Source organism: Flagellimonas flava, from assembly GCF_900129665.1.
GTDB classification, from domain to species: Bacteria; Bacteroidota; Bacteroidia; order Flavobacteriales; family Flavobacteriaceae; genus Flagellimonas; species Flagellimonas flava.
The window spans coordinates 604980-623737 of sequence record NZ_FQWL01000001.1 but is presented as its reverse complement, the minus strand read 5'-3'; the positions used below and the strand labels follow the sequence as shown (position 1 = coordinate 623737).

Here is an 18758-nt window from a genome sequence, read left to right as displayed (position 1 = left end):
AAAGTCAATTGTGCTTGAAACAAATAGCCCTAAAATTGATAAATCAGATAATACATACATCGCCCAAAGTCGTTTTAATCGATTTCAATCTGTAGCAAACGACGATCGGGAATTGTAAAAATTAGGAATATTGTTAGATAGCCCCAAAACCTCTAAGGAATTGGGGCTTTTTTTTTACCTTGTAGTAAAAGAAAACATATAACCGCATACTTTTTAGTACAATATCTTGAAATACAAGCATTTATTTATTGGCTCTTTGATTTTACTCATGTGCTGCGGAAAACAGCGTAAGGAGAAGGATACAAATATGGATACCCAAGCGGTAACCATCAACCAATGGATTGATGCAGCTAGGGATAGCACAGAACTGGACCTAAACCACCGTAAAGCCTATTTAAAACGGGCCACTGAAATGGCCTTTGCCATCACCAACGATACTTTGCGATTGGATCATCTGTCCCGTATCTCATTGGCTTATAAACGATTGAACGATTCCTTGGGGTTTCGAAAAATGAATGAACGCGTAGTTCAGTTATCAAAGAAAGGACGATTATATAAAGCGTTAGGAGAGTCCCATTGGGATATGGCTGCCTTTTTAAAATCTCATGGAGTGATGGATAGTGCCTATTTCCATTATCAAAAGGCCCATAAAAGTTTTCAAATGCTCCCTGTGGATTCTACTTCATTATCACTGAGAGGAAGGATTTTATACGGAATGGGAAATATTCAGGAATATTTCCAAGACTTTTTAGGCGCTGAGGTGCACATAACCGAAGCTCTAAGAATTTTTGAAGATTTAGAAGATTACAGAAGAATCTATAACTGTAATAATCTGTTAGGGATAGTCTCCAATGGAATGAATAACCATCCAAAATCTTTAGAGTATTATCAAAAAGCGGGCTATTATATCAAAAAGTTTGTCTCTGAAAATCAGCAAGATTTATTATGGGAAAACAAAAACAATATCGCCCATGTATTCCTTAAGGATGGACAATATTTGAAAGCAAAAGAAGCATACTCAGAACTATTTAGTGATAAGGCACTTCAAAAAGAAAATCCGGCACTTTACAACAAGGTAACTTTAAGTTTAGGGCATGTTCTTTTCAAGGGAAATTCTAATTTTCCAAAGGCCGAGGAATTGGTCCGCCAGGCGGTCACATTGAATGATAGCATGGGGTTTTCTGAAGATCAAGCTAGAGCTAAGCAATTTTATTCGGAAATTATTGCGGCAAAAGGTGATTCACTAAAGGCTAAACGCTACGCATTGGAATCATTGAAAATTTCCAAGGAGACTCTTAACACAAATCGACATTTGGAAGTTCTTAGGTTTCTCACTTCTCTAGACAGTGAAAATGCCGTTGCCTATTCAAACGAATTTTATGATTTAAGTGAGAAGGTTAAAGTGGAAGAAAGGGCACAACGTGACAAATTCGCACGCATCCGTCTGGAAACCGATGAGGTCATCTCCCAAAACGAGGCCTTGACCCGCGGCAAGTTTATCTGGACCTTGGTGGCCCTGGGTCTCCTGCTTGCAGGAATCGCCATCTATATCATCTTCGCACAGCGCGCCAGCAACAACAAGCTCAAATACGAACAAAAGCAGCAAGAGGCCAACCAAGAGATTTATAACCTCATGCTTTCCCAACAAGGTAAATTTGAGGAGGGCAAGCAGTTGGAGAAAAAACGGATTTCGGAGGAGCTCCATGATGGGGTATTGGGCGAAATGCTGGGAATTAGACTCTTTCTCAGCGGTCTAAACGACAAAGCGGACGAGGATGCCGTGGAGCAACGGGCCGGACTTATTGAAAAGTTACGCGAGGTGGAGGAAGATATTCGAGGTATTTCGCATGAATTGAGCGATGCATCCTACCAAAAATTTTATAACTTTATTGTATCCCTCGAAGACCTGATACATACCATAAGCGAATCTTCCGGGATGAAATGTTCCTTAACCTACGACGAAACTGTGGATTGGGACGACCTAGAGGGGGATATCAAGATCAATGCCTACAGGATCGTTCAGGAATCGCTTAAAAACTGCGTAAAGCATGCCGAGGCCGAATCGGCCGAGGTGAAATTTATGCTACGGGAAGAAATGCTGCAGCTCACCATTTCTGACAATGGCGTAGGTTTCGACAGCAATAAGGGAAAAAAGGGAATTGGGTTCAGGAACCTGCTCTCCCGGGTACAAAAAATGGGCGGTACGCTCCATATTGATAGCGCAAAGGGCAAGGGCACAACCCTTACGGTGACCCTTGAACCAAAATATATTGTTCGGCAGGATCCAAAGGAGGCTCCGGAACGTAAAGTAATGGTAAATGTTTGAACTTAAAGAAAAACGGGATATGAAGACATTGAGGATATTGGCCATTGACGACCATGAAATGACCATGCTGGGGTACAAGTTTATCCTAGAGCGTGTTGTGTTTGACGGATATAGCATTATTGTGGATACCGCCAATACCTTTGAGTTAGGCGAACGCATGATCAGGGAATCCGTAGACTCTTTTAAATATGATATTCTGTTTTTGGACGTGCAACTTTTTCCGCCCAATGAGCAACAGCCCGAAACTGGTGAAGACCTTGGGATTCTTGCACGTAAGTTAGTACCCGAGACCAAGATTATCTTTATGTCCTCCTTTAGCGACAATTACCGCATCAACAGCATTTTGCAGTCCGTTGACCCAGATGGGTACCTGATCAAGACCGATATTGACCCCAAAACCTTGGAAGAAGCTGTGAAGACCGTGGTCCTTAACCCACCTTATTATTCATCCAAGGCTCTGTCCGCCATCAGAAAGAAAATGACCAATAACATCAACTTGGATGAAAAGGATAAAAAGATTTTATACCATCTTTCCATAGGTACCAAGAACAAAGATTTGGAAAAGCACATTCGTCTTTCCCCCTCCTCCATCGAAAACAGAAAACGACATATGAAGTCGCTTTTTGGCACCGAAAACGAGAATGACCTCGCTTTGATTTTGGCAGCCAAAAATCGCGGATTTATATAACCTTTTGTTCTTGCATTCCAATGGGCTTTAGGCAGGCCCAACTTTAGCTTTTCTCCAAAAACCCCTAAAAAAAGGGCAAAATGGGAGAAAACCCCCAGAATTTTTAAGGATTTCCTCCAATCTCGGGAAAAAGATTCGTTTTAACTTTGATAGGGAACAACTATGAAAGAAAAGGATTATGCCATACCAAAAAAGAACCAACACAAATTTCCCCCTAGATGGTATACAGACGTTTGTTACTGCTGATGGACTTCATAAGTTTATAAAACAACTTGAAAAGGATTTCTTTGCAGAGGTTTCCGTTACCTGTAGATACCATACAGAAAAAGAAAGAACAGATTTAGTATTGGACATTTACTGCAACTTCGGGCTTACCGAAAGCTTGCACCATTTCAACAGTGGAAACTGGGGAGGTTTTGCCTGTCAGGAAAAAGAACAAGGAACCACAGGTTCCTTTGACAATGCCTTTGGGAAACTTAGCGCCAACAATAATGAAACGATTGACATTGCCGAGCTGTCGCTTCATTTTAAGGACACCTCCCTAATCATTACACGGATTAAGGATTACAGCGTGCCAGAACAATTGGGTGCCATTGTGAACAAGGTGAGCGAGCACTTTGTGTACTTTACCAAGGGACTTACCGCCATGCCTTATGAAATCTTTGTCCCCGTATTTGAGGATAGCACTACAAAGGGACTGGATTTAGAAAATGGCCAACACAGCTATTTTGAGCACTGGGGCCTCTACTTTGAGGATGACCCACAACACGATGTAATGGTATACAGTTTGGACACCAAAGAAATGCGCAAGGAAGATTTTTTCTTGCTGGATTGAACAACTTAATTATCCCTTAGGCTTAACCTAAGAACACCTCGCCATTTTAGGCATTGAACAAAGGTCTTGACCGCATTAGGTCGTTGACCTTTTGTTTTATTCCGGCAATTTTGGTTTCGTTGGTGGCATCTGCAAGTACTTCGTCAATAAAGCCAACAATGGTTTCCATATCTGCTTCCTTGAGTCCACGAGTGGTGATGGCCGGTGTCCCAAAACGCACACCTGAAGTAATGAACGGGGATTGGTCATCAAACGGCACCATGTTCTTATTGGCAGTAATGGCAGCCAATTCCAGCGCCTTTTCAGCATCCTTGCCCGTAATGTTCTTGTTTCTGAGGTCTATCAGCATCATGTGGTTGTCGGTTCCCCCGGAGATAACCTTGTAATCCCTGCCCACAAAAGCCTTGGCCATGGCATCGGCATTCTTTTTCACCTGAAGCATATAGTGTAAGAAGTCATCCGTTAAGGCCTCACCAAAAGCCACCGCTTTAGCTGCTATGATGTGCTCCAAAGGACCTCCTTGGTTGCCTGGAAAAACAGCCAAATCCAAAAGACCTGACATTTTACGAAGGTTTCCGTTTTTCAATCGGATACCAAATGGGTTTTCAAAGTTCTCCCCCATTAAGATCAACCCTCCCCTTGGACCTCTCAAAGTCTTATGGGTGGTGGTGGTAACAATATGACAATGCGGAATGGGGTCGTTCATAATGCCTTTGGCGATTAAACCCGCCGGGTGAGAGATATCGGCCAACAAAATGGCATTTACACTATCAGCTATCTCCCTAAAGCGTTCAAAGTCCATATCCCTGGAATAGGCAGAAGCGCCCGCAATGATCATTTTAGGTTTTTCCCTATCCGCAATCTCTTGGATTTTATCGTAATTCAAGGTTCCTGTCTCCTCATCCACTCCATAAAATACTGGACGATACAGCTTCCCAGAAAAGTTGACCGGCGAACCGTGGGTCAAGTGTCCCCCGTGGGCCAAATCAAAACCAAGGATGGTATCGCCCGGCTTAAGACATGCATGGTAGACCGAGGCATTGGCCTGTGACCCCGAGTGGGGCTGCACGTTGGCATATGCCGCACCAAAAAGTTCCTTGGCCCGGTCAATGGCCAATTGTTCCACTTCATCAACCACTTCACAGCCGCCATAGTAGCGCTTGCCGGGATATCCCTCAGCATATTTATTGGTAAGGACAGAGCCTGCGGCCTCCATGACCTGCGGACTTACAAAATTTTCGGAAGCGATAAGCTCCACACCTTCTATTTGTCTTTCCCTTTCGCTCTCTATGAGTTCAAAAATCTGATGGTCTCTTTGCATTTGCCTTTGAATTAAGAAGTGCTAAAATTACAAATAGAAAAGCTAACTGAATTGAAAAAAATTGTGGTAAAATTCAATTTTATCAAACAACAATTAACAACTCGAAACCACCTTAAAAGCAACTGAGAAATCTGCCTTTTTTATGTATTTCATCGATATTATACTACTGTTTGACCTTTTTCGTTACATAAAAGGAGGTTTTTGGCACGGCAGTTGAAAACCCCTTGATAACCAGAAAATCAAAAAGCCATGAAAAAAATACTACTCTTTGGTACATTATTACTGCTAGCCGCATGCGGTGGTGTTAAAAAAACACAGGAGGCCCTGAACAGTGGGAACTATGTTTCTGCCATGAACAAGGCCATAAAAAATCTAGCGGAAAACAAGACTAGAAAGGGACACCAGGCCTATGTAGTGCTTTTGGAGGACGCCTACGCCAAGCACGCACAACGGGAAGAAGAGCAAATCGCCTTTTTGCAACAGGATGGAAATCCTGCAAACCTGGAATCCATTTACAACAAGTTTGTACAACTAAAGCAAATTCAACAGCGAATTAGACCTCTATTACCTCTTCCTATTTATGAAGAAGGTAGGGATGCCAGATTCAGTTTTGCCAATTACGATGCCGCGATCCTGGCCACCAAGAACGACCTATCCGAGTATTTGTACAACAATGCGAATGGTATGTTGGCCAGAGCAAGGGAGAAGATGGATTTTAGGGCAGCCTACAGCGATTTAAAATATTTGCAGGATATCAACCCGGGTTATAAGGAGACCATTTCCAAAATGGATGAGGCCTATACCAAAGGACTGGAATATGTAAGGGTTGAGATCGAAAATCAGACCCAACAGGTTATTCCTGAAAGATTGGAAACTGAATTATTGGATTTCAATGCGTTTGGAATCAACAGTTTCTGGACGGAGTTCCATACAAATCCCTTGGAAAATGTCACGTATGATTATGCTTTGAACCTAAACTTTAGAGAAATAAATATCTCTCCAGAGCAGGTGAACGAAAAACAAATCATAAAGGAAAAGCAAGTAAAAGATGGTTTCGAATACTTGTTGGATGACAATGGTAATGCCGTAAAAGATAGCCTGGGCAATAGAATCAAAGTGGACCGATTGAAAACCGTTAGATGCAATTTCTATCAGTTCACACAATTTAAAAGTGCCCAGATTGGAGCTAAAGTGAGCATGGTAGACCTTTCCAACGGTCAGGAAATCAACTCCTATCCCTTATCCAGTGAGTTTGTTTTTGAGCATATTTACGCCAATTATAGAGGGGACAAAAGAGCATTGGGTTCGGATTTGATTCCCTTCCTAGATGCCAGGGCGGTTCCTTTCCCTAGTAATGAACAAATGGTATATGATGCAGGGGAGGATCTAAAGGCCAGATTGAAGGCCATCATGACACAAAACCAGTTTGTTGCACAAAATCAGTTTAATGACTAGATAATTGCAGACAATTTAAATTAAGAGCGGCAGGAAGTTTTCCTGCCGTTTTTTTTGGTCTATATCTTGATTGCTATTTTTAGACGTGGCTGAGCAAATCCGCATCTGCAATTGCCCCGTGGGAGGTATGGAAAGTGACTTCTCCATTTTTAACAATGAGCAACTGAGGGGACTGATGGCGTACCCCAAACTCGGATTCCACCGCGTTGGATACCGCCCTATAGGCATGAAGGTCCAAAAAGTAAATGTCCTTGTCATCGCCCAAGTTATAAGCACTAGTGAACATATTCAGTACCATTCTACTTATCCCACAAGTTGTTGAATGCTTAAATATAAGTTGTGTGCGGGTATGGGAAGTTTCCTTAATCACACTCAATTGATCAACCGACTCCAAAGGTACCCAAGGCACCCTTGTTTCTTCTTTTTTATCTTCGGACGAATTTCCAAATACCTTTCCAAACAATCCCATAATGCAAATTTAATAGATATGTCGAGCTGGGCTAAAAAACTTACATTATGACGAAATGTCCTTTGTTTTCAGGGTTTTAGCGACATTTTGTCGGTACTTGGCGAATGGTAAGGTTGTTGACCATTCATGGTAAAAACAATGAAAAATGAATTTTAACAACTTTACTATAAAATCACAGGAAGCCTTACAGCAGGCGCAACAGCTCGCACAAGAACTAGGGCATCAACAAATAGAAAACGAACACCTTTTCAAAGCGATTGCCGAAGTGGACGAAAACGTGCTGCCCTTCATCTTAAAGAAGTTGAATGTCAACACCAGCTTCGTTAACCAAATCTTGGGAAAGGAACTGGAAAGCTTCTCCAAAGTATCTGGAGGTGATATTGTGCTATCTCGTGAAGCAGGAAAATCGCTTAATGAGGCGAGCAGTATTGCCAAAAAGCAGGGAGATGAGTTTGTATCCATTGAACATCTTTTGATGGCAATCTTCAAATCTAAAAGCAAAATAGCCCAAATTCTGAAGGATCAGGGAGTCAACGAAAAAGACCTTAATGCTGCCATTCAAGAACTTCGAAAAGGTGGAAAGGTCACTTCTCAAAGCGCCGAGGACACCTACAATTCGCTGGATAAATACGCCAAAAACCTCAACCAGCTTGCAGACAACGGCAAACTAGATCCCGTAATCGGCAGGGACGAGGAAATACGAAGGGTATTGCAAATCTTATCCCGAAGAACCAAAAACAACCCTATGCTCGTTGGGGAACCTGGTGTGGGTAAAACAGCTATAGCGGAGGGTCTGGCACATAGAATCGTACAGGGTGATATCCCGGAAAATCTAAAAGACAAGACCATTTATTCCCTGGATATGGGAGCATTGATCGCTGGCGCCAAATTCAAGGGAGAGTTCGAAGAGCGACTTAAAGCTGTAATTAAAGAAGTAACCTCTTCTGATGGTGACATAGTGCTATTTATAGACGAGATTCATACCCTTGTTGGAGCCGGTGGCGGACAAGGAGCTATGGATGCCGCCAACATCTTAAAACCTGCTTTGGCTAGAGGGGAATTGCGGGCAATAGGCGCTACTACCCTAGATGAATATCAAAAATATTTTGAAAAGGACAAGGCCTTGGAACGCCGTTTCCAAAAAGTGATAATTGATGAACCTGATACTGAAAGCGCCATTTCCATCCTCCGTGGTATCAAGGAAAAGTATGAGGCCCATCATAAGGTACGAGTCAAGGATGAGGCCGTGATTGCCGCCGTGGAACTTTCGCAGCGCTACATAACCAATAGGTTTTTGCCTGACAAGGCCATAGATCTAATGGATGAAGCAGCTTCCAAACTTCGAATGGAAATTAACTCCAAACCGGAAGAGTTGGACGTCTTGGACCGAAAAATAATGCAATTGGAGATTGAGATTGAGGCCATAAAACGCGAGGATGATAAAGCCAAACTACAGACATTGAACTTAGAACTGGCCAATCTAAAGGAAGAACGCAATCAGATTTTTGCCCAATGGGAAAGCGAAAAATCGGTTGTGGATCAAATCCAAAAGACCAAACAGGATATTGAGAATTACAAACTAGAGGCCGAACGTGCCGAACGGAACGGGGACTACGGTAAAGTTGCCGAATTACGTTATGGTAAAATAAAGGAGTCCCAGGAAACCTTGGAAAAACTCCAAGATGAATTGGCGGCCCAACAGACTGCCGGAACTTTAATCAAAGAAGAAGTGACCAATGAGGATATCGCCGAAGTGGTTGCCAAATGGACAGGTATTCCCGTGACCAAAATGATGCAAAGTGAGCGCGAAAAACTACTGCAACTGGAAGATGTCCTACACAAAAGAGTCGTTGGGCAGGATGAGGCCATCATTGCCGTCTCGGATGCAATTCGAAGGAGTAGAGCAGGACTTCAAGATGCTAAAAAACCTATTGGCTCTTTTCTATTCCTAGGGAATACCGGGGTAGGAAAAACGGAGTTGGCCAAAACTTTAGCGGCCTACCTCTTTGATGATGAAAATGCCATTACAAGGATTGATATGAGCGAGTACCAAGAACGTCACTCGGTTAGCCGTTTGGTTGGCGCACCTCCCGGATACGTTGGTTACGATGAAGGAGGACAATTGACGGAAGCTGTCAGAAGAAAACCCTATTCCGTGGTACTTCTAGATGAAATCGAAAAAGCCCATCCCGATACTTTCAACATTCTTTTACAGGTGTTGGATGAAGGAAGGCTTACAGATAACAAAGGTCGCGTTGCAGATTTTAAGAACTCCATTATCATTATGACCAGCAATATGGGCAGTCAGATTATTCAAGAGAAATTTGATGGTGCCGTGGATGTAGAAAGCGCTGCAAATGCAGCCCGTGTTGAGGTAATGGGACTTTTAAGAAAGACCATTCGCCCTGAGTTCTTGAACCGAATCGATGATATCATTATGTTCACCCCTTTGGACAAAGCCAATATCAAAGAGATCGTACGACTCCAATTGGAACAATTGAAGAAAATGGTATCCAAGCAACATATCACCATGGATGCCACTGAGGAAGCCATAAGCTATTTGGCCGAAAAAGGCTACGACCCTCAATTTGGGGCGAGGCCTGTAAAGCGATTGATCCAAAAGGAGGTGCTGAATAATTTGTCTAAAGAACTATTGGCCGGAAAAATAAAAGCGGATAGTATAATTCTTCTGGACTCTTTTGACGATCAATTGGTTTTTAGAAACCAAAGCGAATTGGTAGGTTAATCGCATTATAAATTCCAATAAGGCCTCTTTCCTATTTTGGGAAGGGGCTTTTTTGTTGGGTTAAAACTAATCCTAACAACATAGAGGAAAACTGTTGTGCTTTGTTTCAAAGCAATTCTTTATTTTAGGGGTTTTACATACATCCAACCATGCCAATAATTATTGCCCTAATTGGGATCCTACTGCTTTTTATTTTAATTGCCAGAGTAAAGTTAAATGCCTTTTTGGCTTTCATCATTGTGTGCCTTTTTGTGGGTATTGCACAGGGAATGGAACTTGAAGGACTGGTGAAATCAATTCAACGGGGAATTGGGAATACGCTCGGGTTTCTGGTCTTGATTCTTGGTCTGGGCGCCATGCTGGGAAAACTGGTAGCGGACAGTGGAGCGGCGCAAAGAATTACCACTAAGTTGGTGGATGCCTTTGGCGTAAAAAACGTTCAATGGGCGATGGTACTAACGGGTTTTATTGTTGGAATTCCAATGTTTTATTCGGTTGGCTTTGTAATTCTCATCCCATTGGTGTTTACCATCGCAATGTCCACTCGTCTTCCGCTACTTTATGTAGGCTTACCCATGCTGACTTCCCTTTCGGTTACCCATGGTTACCTCCCACCCCATCCCGCCCCAACGGCGATAGCAGCCATGTTTAATGCCGATATTGGTAAGACCTTGGTGTATGGAATCATCATTGCCATCCCCGCTATCCTCGTTGCAGGTCCCTTGTTCGCAAGAACCATCAAGAAAGTAGAGGCCAAACCTTTGAAAGAGTTTTACAATCCTGTTTTAATTCCCGAAGAACAACTTCCCTCAACAGCCACGAGTATTTTAAGTGCCCTTTTACCTATTATTCTAATTGGAATTGCAATTGGCGCGGAACAATGGCTGCAAGATGGACTCTTGAAAAATATTTTGGTTTTCCTTGGAAATCCTGTGATTGCACTGTTAATTTCAGTTTTGGTCGCTATCTATACTCTGGGTATAGCTCGTGGAAAAGACATGAAAACAGTTATGCAATCCATATCCACTTCTGTTACCAGCATCACCATGATTTTGTTGATTATTGCGGGTGCGGGAGCGCTAAAAGAGGTATTGATCGATAGTAAAGTGAGTGATTACATCGCGTCCAGTTTGGAAGGCTCTGCAATTTCCCCACTTGTTCTTGCCTGGTTAATTGCCACTGCAATTAGGGTAAGTGTTGGGTCTGCAACCGTTGCAGGTTTAACTGCTGCGGGAATAGTATTGCCCTTGGCCGCCAGCGCAAATGTAAGTACCGAACTTATGGTGCTAGCCATTGGATCTGGAAGCCTTATGCTATCGCATGTAAACGACACCGGTTTTTGGATGTTTAAAGAGTATTTTAACCTTTCAGTGAAAGAGACCTTATCCACTTGGACCGTCATGGAAACCTTGGTGGGTATAATGGGACTATTAGGGGTTTTAGTATTGAATCAGGTAATTTAATCAAAAAAATATGGACAAATCACCCTCTGAAAAAGTAAAGGAAATGGGACTCGTTCTCCCTCCAGCTCCTCCTCCGGCAGGAGTTTATAGACCTATTTTGGTAGTTGACTCGTTTTTATATGTTTCCGGGCAGGGCCCAATGCAAGATGACGGTACCTATATCCTGGGAAGAGTCGGCGAGGATATGGATGAGGATCAGGCCAAACTGGCAGCCAGACAGGTGGCTCTCACCATGTTATCCACAATAACGACTCATTTTGGAAGTTTAGACCGCGTAAAACGTGTGGTGAAAGTATTGGGTATGGTAAATTGCACCCCTGATTTTGTGAAACATCCCTATGTGATCAATGGATTCAGCGAATTAATGGCGGAAATCTTTGGTCGAGAACATGGGATAGGAGTGCGAAGTGCAGTAGGAATGACCCTTCCAGAAAACACCGCAGTTGAAATTGAAGCCATGTTTCAATTGCGCGAGTAAGCCAATAATCTTCTAACTCAATTTAAAAGCAGCCAAAGATGTTCATTTTTGATGCCCATTTGGACTTGGCCATGAACGCCATGGAATGGAATCGTGACCTTAGACTTTCGGTCGAAGATATCCGAAAATCGGAAGAAGGTATGTCGGATAAACCAGACCGAGGAAACAACACCGTTTCCCTTAATGCCATGCGCAAAGGAAACATTGGTCTTTGTGTTGCTACCCAAATTGCTCGTTATGTTGCTCCAGATAATCCCTTGCCTGGATGGAATTCCCAAGAACAAGCCTGGGCACAGACCCAAGGCCAGTTGGCTTGGTATCAAGCTATGGAAAAGGTAGGCGAAATGGTTCAAATTGGGAACCTAGAGGTGCTTAATTCCCATCTGGAACTCTGGCAAAAGGACGAACCTAAAAAACCCATCGGCTATATCCTTAGCTTGGAAGGAGCAGATTCTATAGTGGATTTGGAGTATCTTGAAATGGCACACGCCTCAGGCCTTAGGGCCATTGGACCTGCACACTATGGTCCCGGGGTTTACGCATATGGTACGGATTCCATTGGTGGATTGGGAACAAAGGGCCGTGAACTTCTAAAGAAAATAGAGGATTTGAACATCATATTGGATGCAACCCATCTTTGCGAGGAAAGCTTTTGGGAGGCCATGAAGCATTACAATGGGCCCATTTGGGCCAGTCATAGCAACTGTAGGGCTTTGGTAGACCATAACAGACAGTTCTCAGATGATCAATTGAAGGAGCTAATAGACAGGGAAGCTGTGATTGGCATGCCTTTGGACACATGGATGATGGTTCCCAATTGGGTGCGGGGTCAGTCCACACCAGTTGGTTTGGGAGTGACCCTTGATAAAATGGTCGACCATATCGACCATATTTGCCAGCTTGCAGGAAACGCAAATCATGTGGGCATAGGTACAGACTTGGATGGTGCCTTTGGAACGGAACAAAGTCCAATGGATTTGGATACGATAGCTGACTTACAAAAGGTCCCCCAGTTGCTTGCAAAAAGAGGATATCAAAAGGAAGCCATTAACAACATCTTGCATTCCAACTTCATTCGTTTCTTGAAAAAGACATGGGCCTGATGTTAAAACTAAAGGGCAAATTGATACCCAGCAGTATATTTTTATATATTAGCTAAAACCAACCCAAACCCAGAATGTCGACCAAAGCCGAGCGGACCACCGCGTATATTATTGAGACTGTTGCGCCCATATTCAATAAATTTGGCTATGTAGGGACCAGTATGAGTGATTTGACCGAAGCTACTGGTCTGACCAAAGGAGCGATTTACGGAAATTTTGAGAACAAAGAGGCGCTGGCACTTTCTGCATTTGAATACAATCGCAACCATCTTCTTGAAACCTTGGATGAGAAATTAAACTCGGAAGGTAAGGCCATGGACAAACTGTTTTCACTTTTGCGTTTTTATAGACAATATGATGTTTTCACGCTGCCTTTTGGAGGCTGTCCCATTCTCAATGTTGGCGTTGATGCACAAAATAATAACCACCTTTTGGCCGCTGCCGTGAAAGAGACCATCAAAGAAATTGAAGGTAAAATTGCCTTGGTTTTGGAGGACGGTGCAAAACAAGGGGAGATTCACTTGCCTGTTCCACCGGGACAATTTGCAAAACAGCTATATACCATGTTACAAGGTGCAGTTGCAATGTCCACTATGACAAGAGATCGGAAGTATCTGGTCAATACCATTGCCTATCTGGAGCATTTGATACAACAAGAAATCAAAAATTAACAGTAGCTCTTCGTCAATTACCCCTTACCCTGAAAATCCAGGTTTTATCTGTGTAACGGCCGAAGAACTTGGAATCCCGGGCTTTTCTGGCCTCATCCATGGTATCATATCTATTTAGATAAACATACCTGTATTTGTTCACCTCTCGGTAGAAGGATTTTGGCTGCAGACCTCTCTTCTGTAGTTGCGCCATAAAGTTCTCGTAGTACTTCTTGGTTCCAAATACGTTGGCAATGAGGTAGAATCCGGGCTCAAGGCCGCCAGCGCTTTTAACCTCTTCATACTTTTCATTGGGCCTTACTTCCACCTTTTGCGCCTGCACTTTAGCAATACTGTCCAAGCGTTGTTGTTCCGCTCTCCTTTGTGCCTCAGCAAAGGCATTCGCAGAGTCCAAGGAATCTTTTTTCTGTTGATGTTCAGCCAACCTTCGAGCCTCCGCTATAGCATTTGCAGCTTCCAAAGAATCCTTTTTTTGCTGTTGAGCGAGGGCCACCGCCTCAGCTTCCCGCAATCTGCTCTCCTCCTCTAATCGGTCAGCCTCTAACTTTATTCGTTCATTTTCCAATAGCTCGGCTTCTCGTTTGGCCTGTTCTTCTTTTCGGAGTTTTTCTGCTTCAGCTTGCATTCGGGCACGGGCCAAAGCATCATCTTTTTCCACATCAAAATCAACCACTTTTTTACGTGCATCCGAAGCCCCCCAATGATAAGAAACCACCAGCTCCAAGGTAGAATTGTCATCGGACAGCATCTCATCCCCCCCGAATTCCATCAAACCACCAACAGAAAAATGTCTGGCCAAAGTAATACCAAGTCCTCCAGAAGCTCCATAAAAATTATTATAACCAGCTTGGACCCAAAACCACGAAGTGGAAAACAAACTATTTAAACCAAATTGAGTGTCCCCGTCAGGAATTGACTTCACATAGAGAATTGGCCGAACAAAATTATCATCGGTACCGCCAAATAACATCACCGGAAAATCATAACTCAAGGTCCCAAATACCACTGTGCCTCCATCTCCCCTGCCACGACCACTATCTGAAAAATTGACGTCGACGGCATTTTCCACTGCCAGTCCCAATCCAAATTTATCTATTTGAAGTTGGAGACCTGGAGAGAACATCAGAATAAAATCATCGGTATTTTCCAATTCTGGTAAGTCGATATCCGGATCTGGGGTAAATCGATCGTCAGCCAGTTCTTCCCTAAACCCAAACACATTCAATCCAAAAAGAAGTCGAATATTTCCATCCAGTTCCAATCCATGAACATAGTTAAGGTTTAAACCGGTATTCAGATATGTTCCGGTATTGTGTTGCAAAAAGCCTACTCCAGCGGCTGAATTCGTGTTGATTTGTTGCGTGTAATTTGCAAAAATAGTGGTAGGGTCCCCATCCAGGGTCTGCCATTGCCATCGAGACCAAATCGAGACCGAACTAGGCTTGTTCCAATCCAAACCAAAGGCCGGATTCAATAAACTTGCATTGAATTGGGTAAGGTTGTGTTGCCTAAAATCGGTAGGAAGCACGGTTTCCTGTGCGGTAACCGTACACACCATTAATACTAGAGAATACCAACTGAAATGCCTCAGCATACGATAAAATGAAATTTAAACGTTACATTTAAATGAACCTACGGAAAATTCAGGGGATTTAGACCAGTAGTTATGCGAACAACAAAATTTTTGATTGCCTTTACATTCTTTGCACTAACAGGTATAAGCTGTAACGACTCCAATAAAGATATGGAAATTACAGAAGATCCTGTGATTTCCACTTTCTATTTTATACGACATGCGGAAAAGGATAGGACAGACCAAGAAAATCTGGATCCCGAACTCAATCAAGATGGGTTAAACCGGGCCATAAAATGGGCTGAAGTGTTTGATGCCATACCTCTTGATGTGATTTATTCGACCAATTACGAGCGAACATCTATGACAGCCGCACCAACTTCTGTCAAAAAAAATATCGATGTCAAATACTACGATCCTTCGTCCATGGACATTGAAGCTTTTAAAGCCGAAAATGAAGGACTCAACGTTTTGGTCGTAGGCCATAGCAACACTACACCAGATTTTGTAAACAAAATGCTGAACAACCAAAAATATGATTCCATGGATGATCATGACAACGGTAGCCTTTTCATTGTTAGGGTCATAGACGGTGAGGCCACTGATTTCCGATTACGGATGGATTAGTTATTCCACTGTAATTTCCGAAAGTTCAATTTTGGACAATAATTCCAACCCACCTTGCTCATATAGCGTCCCGATGGAAAGAATATCCGTCTCTTTGTCCTTGGATTTGTAATTTTCGTAATCCACGAACCTTATTCCATCAATATAGCGCTCATTGTACGCTACCCTAAAGCGCTGCCCTCCACCATTCACATGAAAGTCGTATGCCAGGTAGTCAGGTTTAAAGGTGATTGCATGGAACCAGTACACATAGGTGTCATCAAAATCATCTCCGCCGCCTTGTTGATCAAAGGTGACCTTAATTTTGTAGTAGTTTTCCCCTTTGATTATTTCTTCACCCAGATACGTCTTATTCACCGCTTTATCATTTAGGCCAAAGGGCAACCTTGCAAAATAGTGCACGGAATTTACAGCGTTGGCATATCGGTTTGCCAAGGAGTCGGACAAAGAAACCAAGCTGTCATTGATATAGCGAGCTAAACCATCATGGGCTCTAACATCGGTAATTACTACAGAATCCAAATAGGTGATTCGTTTTAGCACTTTCTTGCCATTTTCACGGGTGGCGATATATTTCCTATTTCGAAATAAAAAAGAGGAATCATGGTCTTTGTGCAACTGTCCACCACTGACTTCTATGGATTTGTCTACAATATCTTGGGCCGAAATCTCGGGTTTGGTGGTATTCTTACAGGACAGAACGGCAAACAAACACAGGGCAAAAATGATTCTTGGCATGGGTTTAGGTTTTATAGGTAATCGTAAAATCCATGGTAACATTACAACTTTCCTTGGAAAGAGTTTCTATTTTTGTGGTCAATGCAGAAAAACATCAACATAAAAAACAAGAGAGCCCGCTTTGATTATGAGATTCTGGACACCTATATGGCCGGAATCGTGCTCGGTGGAACCGAAATCAAGTCCATACGTTTGGGCAAGGCCTCTATTTCCCAAAGTTTTTGCGAGTTCAATGAGCGCGGAGAACTTTTTGTCATCAATATGCAAGTTGATGAATATAGTCATGGTGGATACTATAACCATAAACCAAAGGCGGAGCGGAAATTGCTCTTGAACAAACGCGAACTTAAAAAACTGCGTAAAGAAGTTACCACCAGTGGGCTTACCATTATCCCTCTAAACCTTTTTATTAATGAAAGAGGACTTGCCAAAGTAAACATTGGATTGGCCAAGGGTAAAAAACTATATGATAAGCGGGAGACCATTAAGGATCGTGACAATAAGCGCAACCTATCCCGAATAAAAAAAGACTTCAACCAATAATTGACTAGTTCTTGTTCTCCAACAAGGGAACAAAACGGAAAGCTCCCAATTCCTGTTTCTCAAATTCTTTTTCCGATTTTCTGGTAAAAAGGGTCATCGTTTGCTCCTCAGTGCCGACAGGAATTACAAGCCTACCGCCTACTTTCAATTGGGACAATAGTGCTTTTGGTACCATAGGTGCACCTGCCGTGACGATGATACCGTCAAAAGGAGCTTCCTCAGGGAGTCCTTTATAACCATCTCCGAAAATCACCTTTTTTGGTCTGTAGTGCATTTTTCGAAAAAACAATTGGGTTTTCTTAAAGAGTTCTTGCTGGCGTTCTATGGTATACACTTTGGCCCGCAAATGCAGTAAAACAGCTGTCTGGTATCCGCTTCCGGTTCCAATCTCCAAGATAGAATCATTGGGTTTTATTTGGAGCAGCTCTGTTTGGAAAGCAACTGTATAAGGTTGGGATATGGTCTGTTCAGCACCTATGGGGAATGCTTTGTCCTGATAAGCATGATCCTCAAAACCACTGTCCAAGAACAGATGTCTTGGTATAGTCTTTATGGCTTCCAAAACCTTGGTATCACTAATTCCCTTGCCCTCCAATATTTGGGCAAGTTGGTTCCGCATACCCTTATGTTTTAGCGTATCTTTCATTCTTTTGGTCTGGTACACGAATTTAAAAAGTTCCATGCGAAAATTATAGGTGGTTGCCTCTTATTTTTATGGAAGACTGATTCGATATCCTTATTTTTGACAAAAACAGAGGTATGCTAAAAGTTGGTGTCCTGGGTGCAGGACATTTAGGTAAAATTCACCTAAGGCTCTTAAACGAATCGAACTACTATGAACTTGTTGGATTCTATGATCCAGATGAGATCAATGCCAAAAAAGTGTCCGATGAATTTGGATATACCTACTTTGAAAACATCAACGCCCTAATAGATGCCGTTGACGTGGTGGACATTGTAACCCCTACTCTTTCCCATTTTGATTGCGCCAAAAAGGCCGTTAAAAAAGGAAAGCACATTTTTATTGAAAAGCCCATTACCAATACCTTAGCCGAGGCGGAAGATTTACTACGGTTAGTAGCAGATCAGGGGGTGAAAGGTCAGGTTGGGCATGTCGAGCGATTCAATCCGGCATTCCTTTCCGTAAAAGATAAGATAGACACCCCCATGTTCATTGAGACCCACCGGTTGGCTGAATTCAATCCAAGGGGCACAGATGTTCCCGTAGTTTTGGATTTGATGATTCACGATATCGATGCAATTTTGAGCGTCGTGGATTCCGATGTGAAGCAAATCAATGCAAGTGGGGTTTCTGTAATCAGCCAGTCACCAGATATCGCCAACGCAAGAATCGAGTTTGAAAATGGTTGTGTCGCCAATTTGACCTCAAGTAGAATTTCCCTCAAGAACATGAGGAAATCTAGATTTTTCCAAAGGGATGCGTACATCTCCGTAGATTTCCTGGAAAAAAAGGTAGAGGTGGTAAAAATGCAGGACGCTCCAGAAAAACCTGGAGATTTTGATATGATCTTACAAAATGCCGAAGGGGAGAAAAAGCGGATTTATTTTGAAAATCCGGATGTCCATGCCAACAATGCCATTTTGGATGAACTTGAGACGTTTGCCGAGGCCATCAACAACAACACGGAGCCTGTGGTTACTTTGGAGCAGGGTACCAAAGCACTTAGGGTCGCCCTTCAAATTATAGCATCGTTTTAAACT

The 18758-nt window shown here is 42.7% G+C and carries 17 protein-coding genes; 12 read left to right on the top strand and 5 right to left on the bottom strand.

What is annotated here, in order from left to right:
• Positions 1-226 precede the first annotated feature (226 nt).
• From BUC10_RS02870 to BUC10_RS02860, 3 genes are all read left to right on the top strand, one after another.
• Complete coding sequence (locus BUC10_RS02870; protein ID WP_131819032.1) at positions 227-2326, top strand: tetratricopeptide repeat-containing sensor histidine kinase; 2100 nt, start codon at positions 227-229, stop codon at positions 2324-2326.
• Positions 2319-3014 carry a response regulator gene (locus BUC10_RS02865; protein ID WP_313784510.1) on the top strand — a complete coding sequence of 232 codons (696 nt, stop codon included), beginning with the start codon at positions 2319-2321 and terminating at the stop codon, positions 3012-3014. The genes BUC10_RS02870 and BUC10_RS02865 overlap by 8 nt, the downstream gene beginning before the upstream one ends.
• Positions 3015-3192: 178 nt before the next feature.
• On the top strand, positions 3193-3849 hold the full coding sequence (locus BUC10_RS02860) for a hypothetical protein (protein WP_073176385.1): 657 nt from the start codon (positions 3193-3195) through the stop codon (positions 3847-3849).
• Between the two features lie 46 nt (positions 3850-3895).
• On the opposite strand, the gene glyA is transcribed toward BUC10_RS02860, so the two are convergent.
• Positions 3896-5170 (bottom strand): serine hydroxymethyltransferase, encoded by a 1275-nt coding sequence (gene glyA, locus BUC10_RS02855; RefSeq protein WP_073176384.1) that lies wholly within the window; start codon positions 5168-5170, stop codon positions 3896-3898.
• A gap of 249 nt (positions 5171-5419) precedes the next feature.
• Between glyA and BUC10_RS02850 the strand changes: the two genes are divergently transcribed.
• Positions 5420-6625 carry a hypothetical protein gene (locus BUC10_RS02850; RefSeq protein WP_073176383.1) on the top strand — a complete coding sequence of 402 codons (1206 nt, stop codon included), beginning with the start codon at positions 5420-5422 and terminating at the stop codon, positions 6623-6625.
• Positions 6626-6704: 79 nt separating this feature from the next.
• Here BUC10_RS02850 and ytxJ read toward each other — a convergent pair whose 3' ends face one another.
• Positions 6705-7094, bottom strand: coding sequence for a bacillithiol system redox-active protein YtxJ (ytxJ, locus tag BUC10_RS02845; RefSeq protein ID WP_073176382.1), 390 nt, complete (start codon positions 7092-7094; stop codon positions 6705-6707).
• Positions 7095-7239: 145 nt separating this feature from the next.
• On the opposite strand from ytxJ, the gene clpB reads away from it, so the two are divergent.
• The 5 genes from clpB (at position 7240) to BUC10_RS02820 (ending at position 13555) form a co-directional block, all read left to right on the top strand.
• Positions 7240-9840 carry an ATP-dependent chaperone ClpB gene (gene clpB / locus BUC10_RS02840; protein ID WP_073176381.1) on the top strand — a complete coding sequence of 867 codons (2601 nt, stop codon included), beginning with the start codon at positions 7240-7242 and terminating at the stop codon, positions 9838-9840.
• A gap of 149 nt (positions 9841-9989) precedes the next feature.
• A complete protein-coding gene (locus BUC10_RS02835) occupies positions 9990-11303 on the top strand; it encodes a gluconate:H+ symporter (protein WP_073176380.1) in 1314 nt (437 codons plus the stop codon).
• A gap of 10 nt (positions 11304-11313) precedes the next feature.
• Positions 11314-11781 (top strand): RidA family protein, encoded by a 468-nt coding sequence (locus BUC10_RS02830; protein ID WP_073176379.1) that lies wholly within the window; start codon positions 11314-11316, stop codon positions 11779-11781.
• A gap of 38 nt (positions 11782-11819) precedes the next feature.
• On the top strand, positions 11820-12884 hold the full coding sequence (locus BUC10_RS02825; RefSeq protein WP_073176378.1) for a dipeptidase: 1065 nt from the start codon (positions 11820-11822) through the stop codon (positions 12882-12884).
• A 74-nt stretch (positions 12885-12958) separates the two neighbouring features.
• A complete protein-coding gene (locus BUC10_RS02820) occupies positions 12959-13555 on the top strand; it encodes a TetR/AcrR family transcriptional regulator (protein ID WP_073176377.1) in 597 nt (198 codons plus the stop codon).
• A gap of 13 nt (positions 13556-13568) precedes the next feature.
• On the opposite strand, the gene BUC10_RS02815 is transcribed toward BUC10_RS02820, so the two are convergent.
• Positions 13569-15149 (bottom strand): PorP/SprF family type IX secretion system membrane protein, encoded by a 1581-nt coding sequence (locus tag BUC10_RS02815; RefSeq protein WP_073176376.1) that lies wholly within the window; start codon positions 15147-15149, stop codon positions 13569-13571.
• 72 nt (positions 15150-15221) lie between these two features.
• Here BUC10_RS02815 and BUC10_RS02810 point away from each other — a divergent pair, with 72 nt between their 5' ends.
• Positions 15222-15755: a histidine phosphatase family protein gene (locus BUC10_RS02810; RefSeq protein WP_073176375.1), complete on the top strand. Its 534-nt coding sequence runs from the start codon at positions 15222-15224 to the stop codon at positions 15753-15755.
• Here the strand turns inward: BUC10_RS02810 and BUC10_RS02805 are convergent, their stop codons facing one another.
• A complete protein-coding gene (locus BUC10_RS02805; protein ID WP_073176374.1) occupies positions 15756-16493 on the bottom strand; it encodes a DUF6503 family protein in 738 nt (245 codons plus the stop codon).
• 81 nt (positions 16494-16574) lie between these two features.
• On the opposite strand from BUC10_RS02805, the gene smpB reads away from it, so the two are divergent.
• Positions 16575-17036 carry an SsrA-binding protein SmpB gene (smpB, locus tag BUC10_RS02800; RefSeq protein WP_073176373.1) on the top strand — a complete coding sequence of 154 codons (462 nt, stop codon included), beginning with the start codon at positions 16575-16577 and terminating at the stop codon, positions 17034-17036.
• A 4-nt stretch (positions 17037-17040) separates the two neighbouring features.
• Here the strand turns inward: smpB and BUC10_RS02795 are convergent, their stop codons facing one another.
• On the bottom strand, positions 17041-17682 hold the full coding sequence (locus BUC10_RS02795; RefSeq protein ID WP_073177082.1) for a protein-L-isoaspartate(D-aspartate) O-methyltransferase: 642 nt from the start codon (positions 17680-17682) through the stop codon (positions 17041-17043).
• A gap of 113 nt (positions 17683-17795) precedes the next feature.
• Here BUC10_RS02795 and BUC10_RS02790 point away from each other — a divergent pair, with 113 nt between their 5' ends.
• On the top strand, positions 17796-18755 hold the full coding sequence (locus tag BUC10_RS02790; RefSeq protein WP_073176372.1) for a Gfo/Idh/MocA family protein: 960 nt from the start codon (positions 17796-17798) through the stop codon (positions 18753-18755).
• Positions 18756-18758 lie beyond the last annotated feature (3 nt).

What these genes read in the sequence shown, in the direction of transcription:
- BUC10_RS02865 (WP_313784510.1), top strand. Translation starts at nt 2,319, where the DNA reads ATGTTTGAACTTAAAGAAAAACGGGATATGAAGACATTGAGGATATTG.
- BUC10_RS02860 (WP_073176385.1), top strand. Translation starts at nt 3,193, where the DNA reads ATGCCATACCAAAAAAGAACCAACACAAATTTCCCCCTAGATGGTATA.
- glyA (WP_073176384.1), bottom strand. Translation starts at nt 5,170, where the DNA reads ATGCAAAGAGACCATCAGATTTTTGAACTCATAGAGAGCGAAAGGGAA.
- BUC10_RS02850 (WP_073176383.1), top strand. Translation starts at nt 5,420, where the DNA reads ATGAAAAAAATACTACTCTTTGGTACATTATTACTGCTAGCCGCATGC.
- ytxJ (WP_073176382.1), bottom strand. Translation starts at nt 7,094, where the DNA reads ATGGGATTGTTTGGAAAGGTATTTGGAAATTCGTCCGAAGATAAAAAA.
- clpB (WP_073176381.1), top strand. Translation starts at nt 7,240, where the DNA reads ATGAATTTTAACAACTTTACTATAAAATCACAGGAAGCCTTACAGCAG.
- BUC10_RS02835 (WP_073176380.1), top strand. Translation starts at nt 9,990, where the DNA reads ATGCCAATAATTATTGCCCTAATTGGGATCCTACTGCTTTTTATTTTA.
- BUC10_RS02830 (WP_073176379.1), top strand. Translation starts at nt 11,314, where the DNA reads ATGGACAAATCACCCTCTGAAAAAGTAAAGGAAATGGGACTCGTTCTC.
- BUC10_RS02825 (WP_073176378.1), top strand. Translation starts at nt 11,820, where the DNA reads ATGTTCATTTTTGATGCCCATTTGGACTTGGCCATGAACGCCATGGAA.
- BUC10_RS02820 (WP_073176377.1), top strand. Translation starts at nt 12,959, where the DNA reads ATGTCGACCAAAGCCGAGCGGACCACCGCGTATATTATTGAGACTGTT.
- BUC10_RS02815 (WP_073176376.1), bottom strand. Translation starts at nt 15,149, where the DNA reads ATGCTGAGGCATTTCAGTTGGTATTCTCTAGTATTAATGGTGTGTACG.
- BUC10_RS02810 (WP_073176375.1), top strand. Translation starts at nt 15,222, where the DNA reads ATGCGAACAACAAAATTTTTGATTGCCTTTACATTCTTTGCACTAACA.
- BUC10_RS02805 (WP_073176374.1), bottom strand. Translation starts at nt 16,493, where the DNA reads ATGCCAAGAATCATTTTTGCCCTGTGTTTGTTTGCCGTTCTGTCCTGT.
- smpB (WP_073176373.1), top strand. Translation starts at nt 16,575, where the DNA reads ATGCAGAAAAACATCAACATAAAAAACAAGAGAGCCCGCTTTGATTAT.
- BUC10_RS02795 (WP_073177082.1), bottom strand. Translation starts at nt 17,682, where the DNA reads ATGAAAGATACGCTAAAACATAAGGGTATGCGGAACCAACTTGCCCAA.
- BUC10_RS02790 (WP_073176372.1), top strand. Translation starts at nt 17,796, where the DNA reads ATGCTAAAAGTTGGTGTCCTGGGTGCAGGACATTTAGGTAAAATTCAC.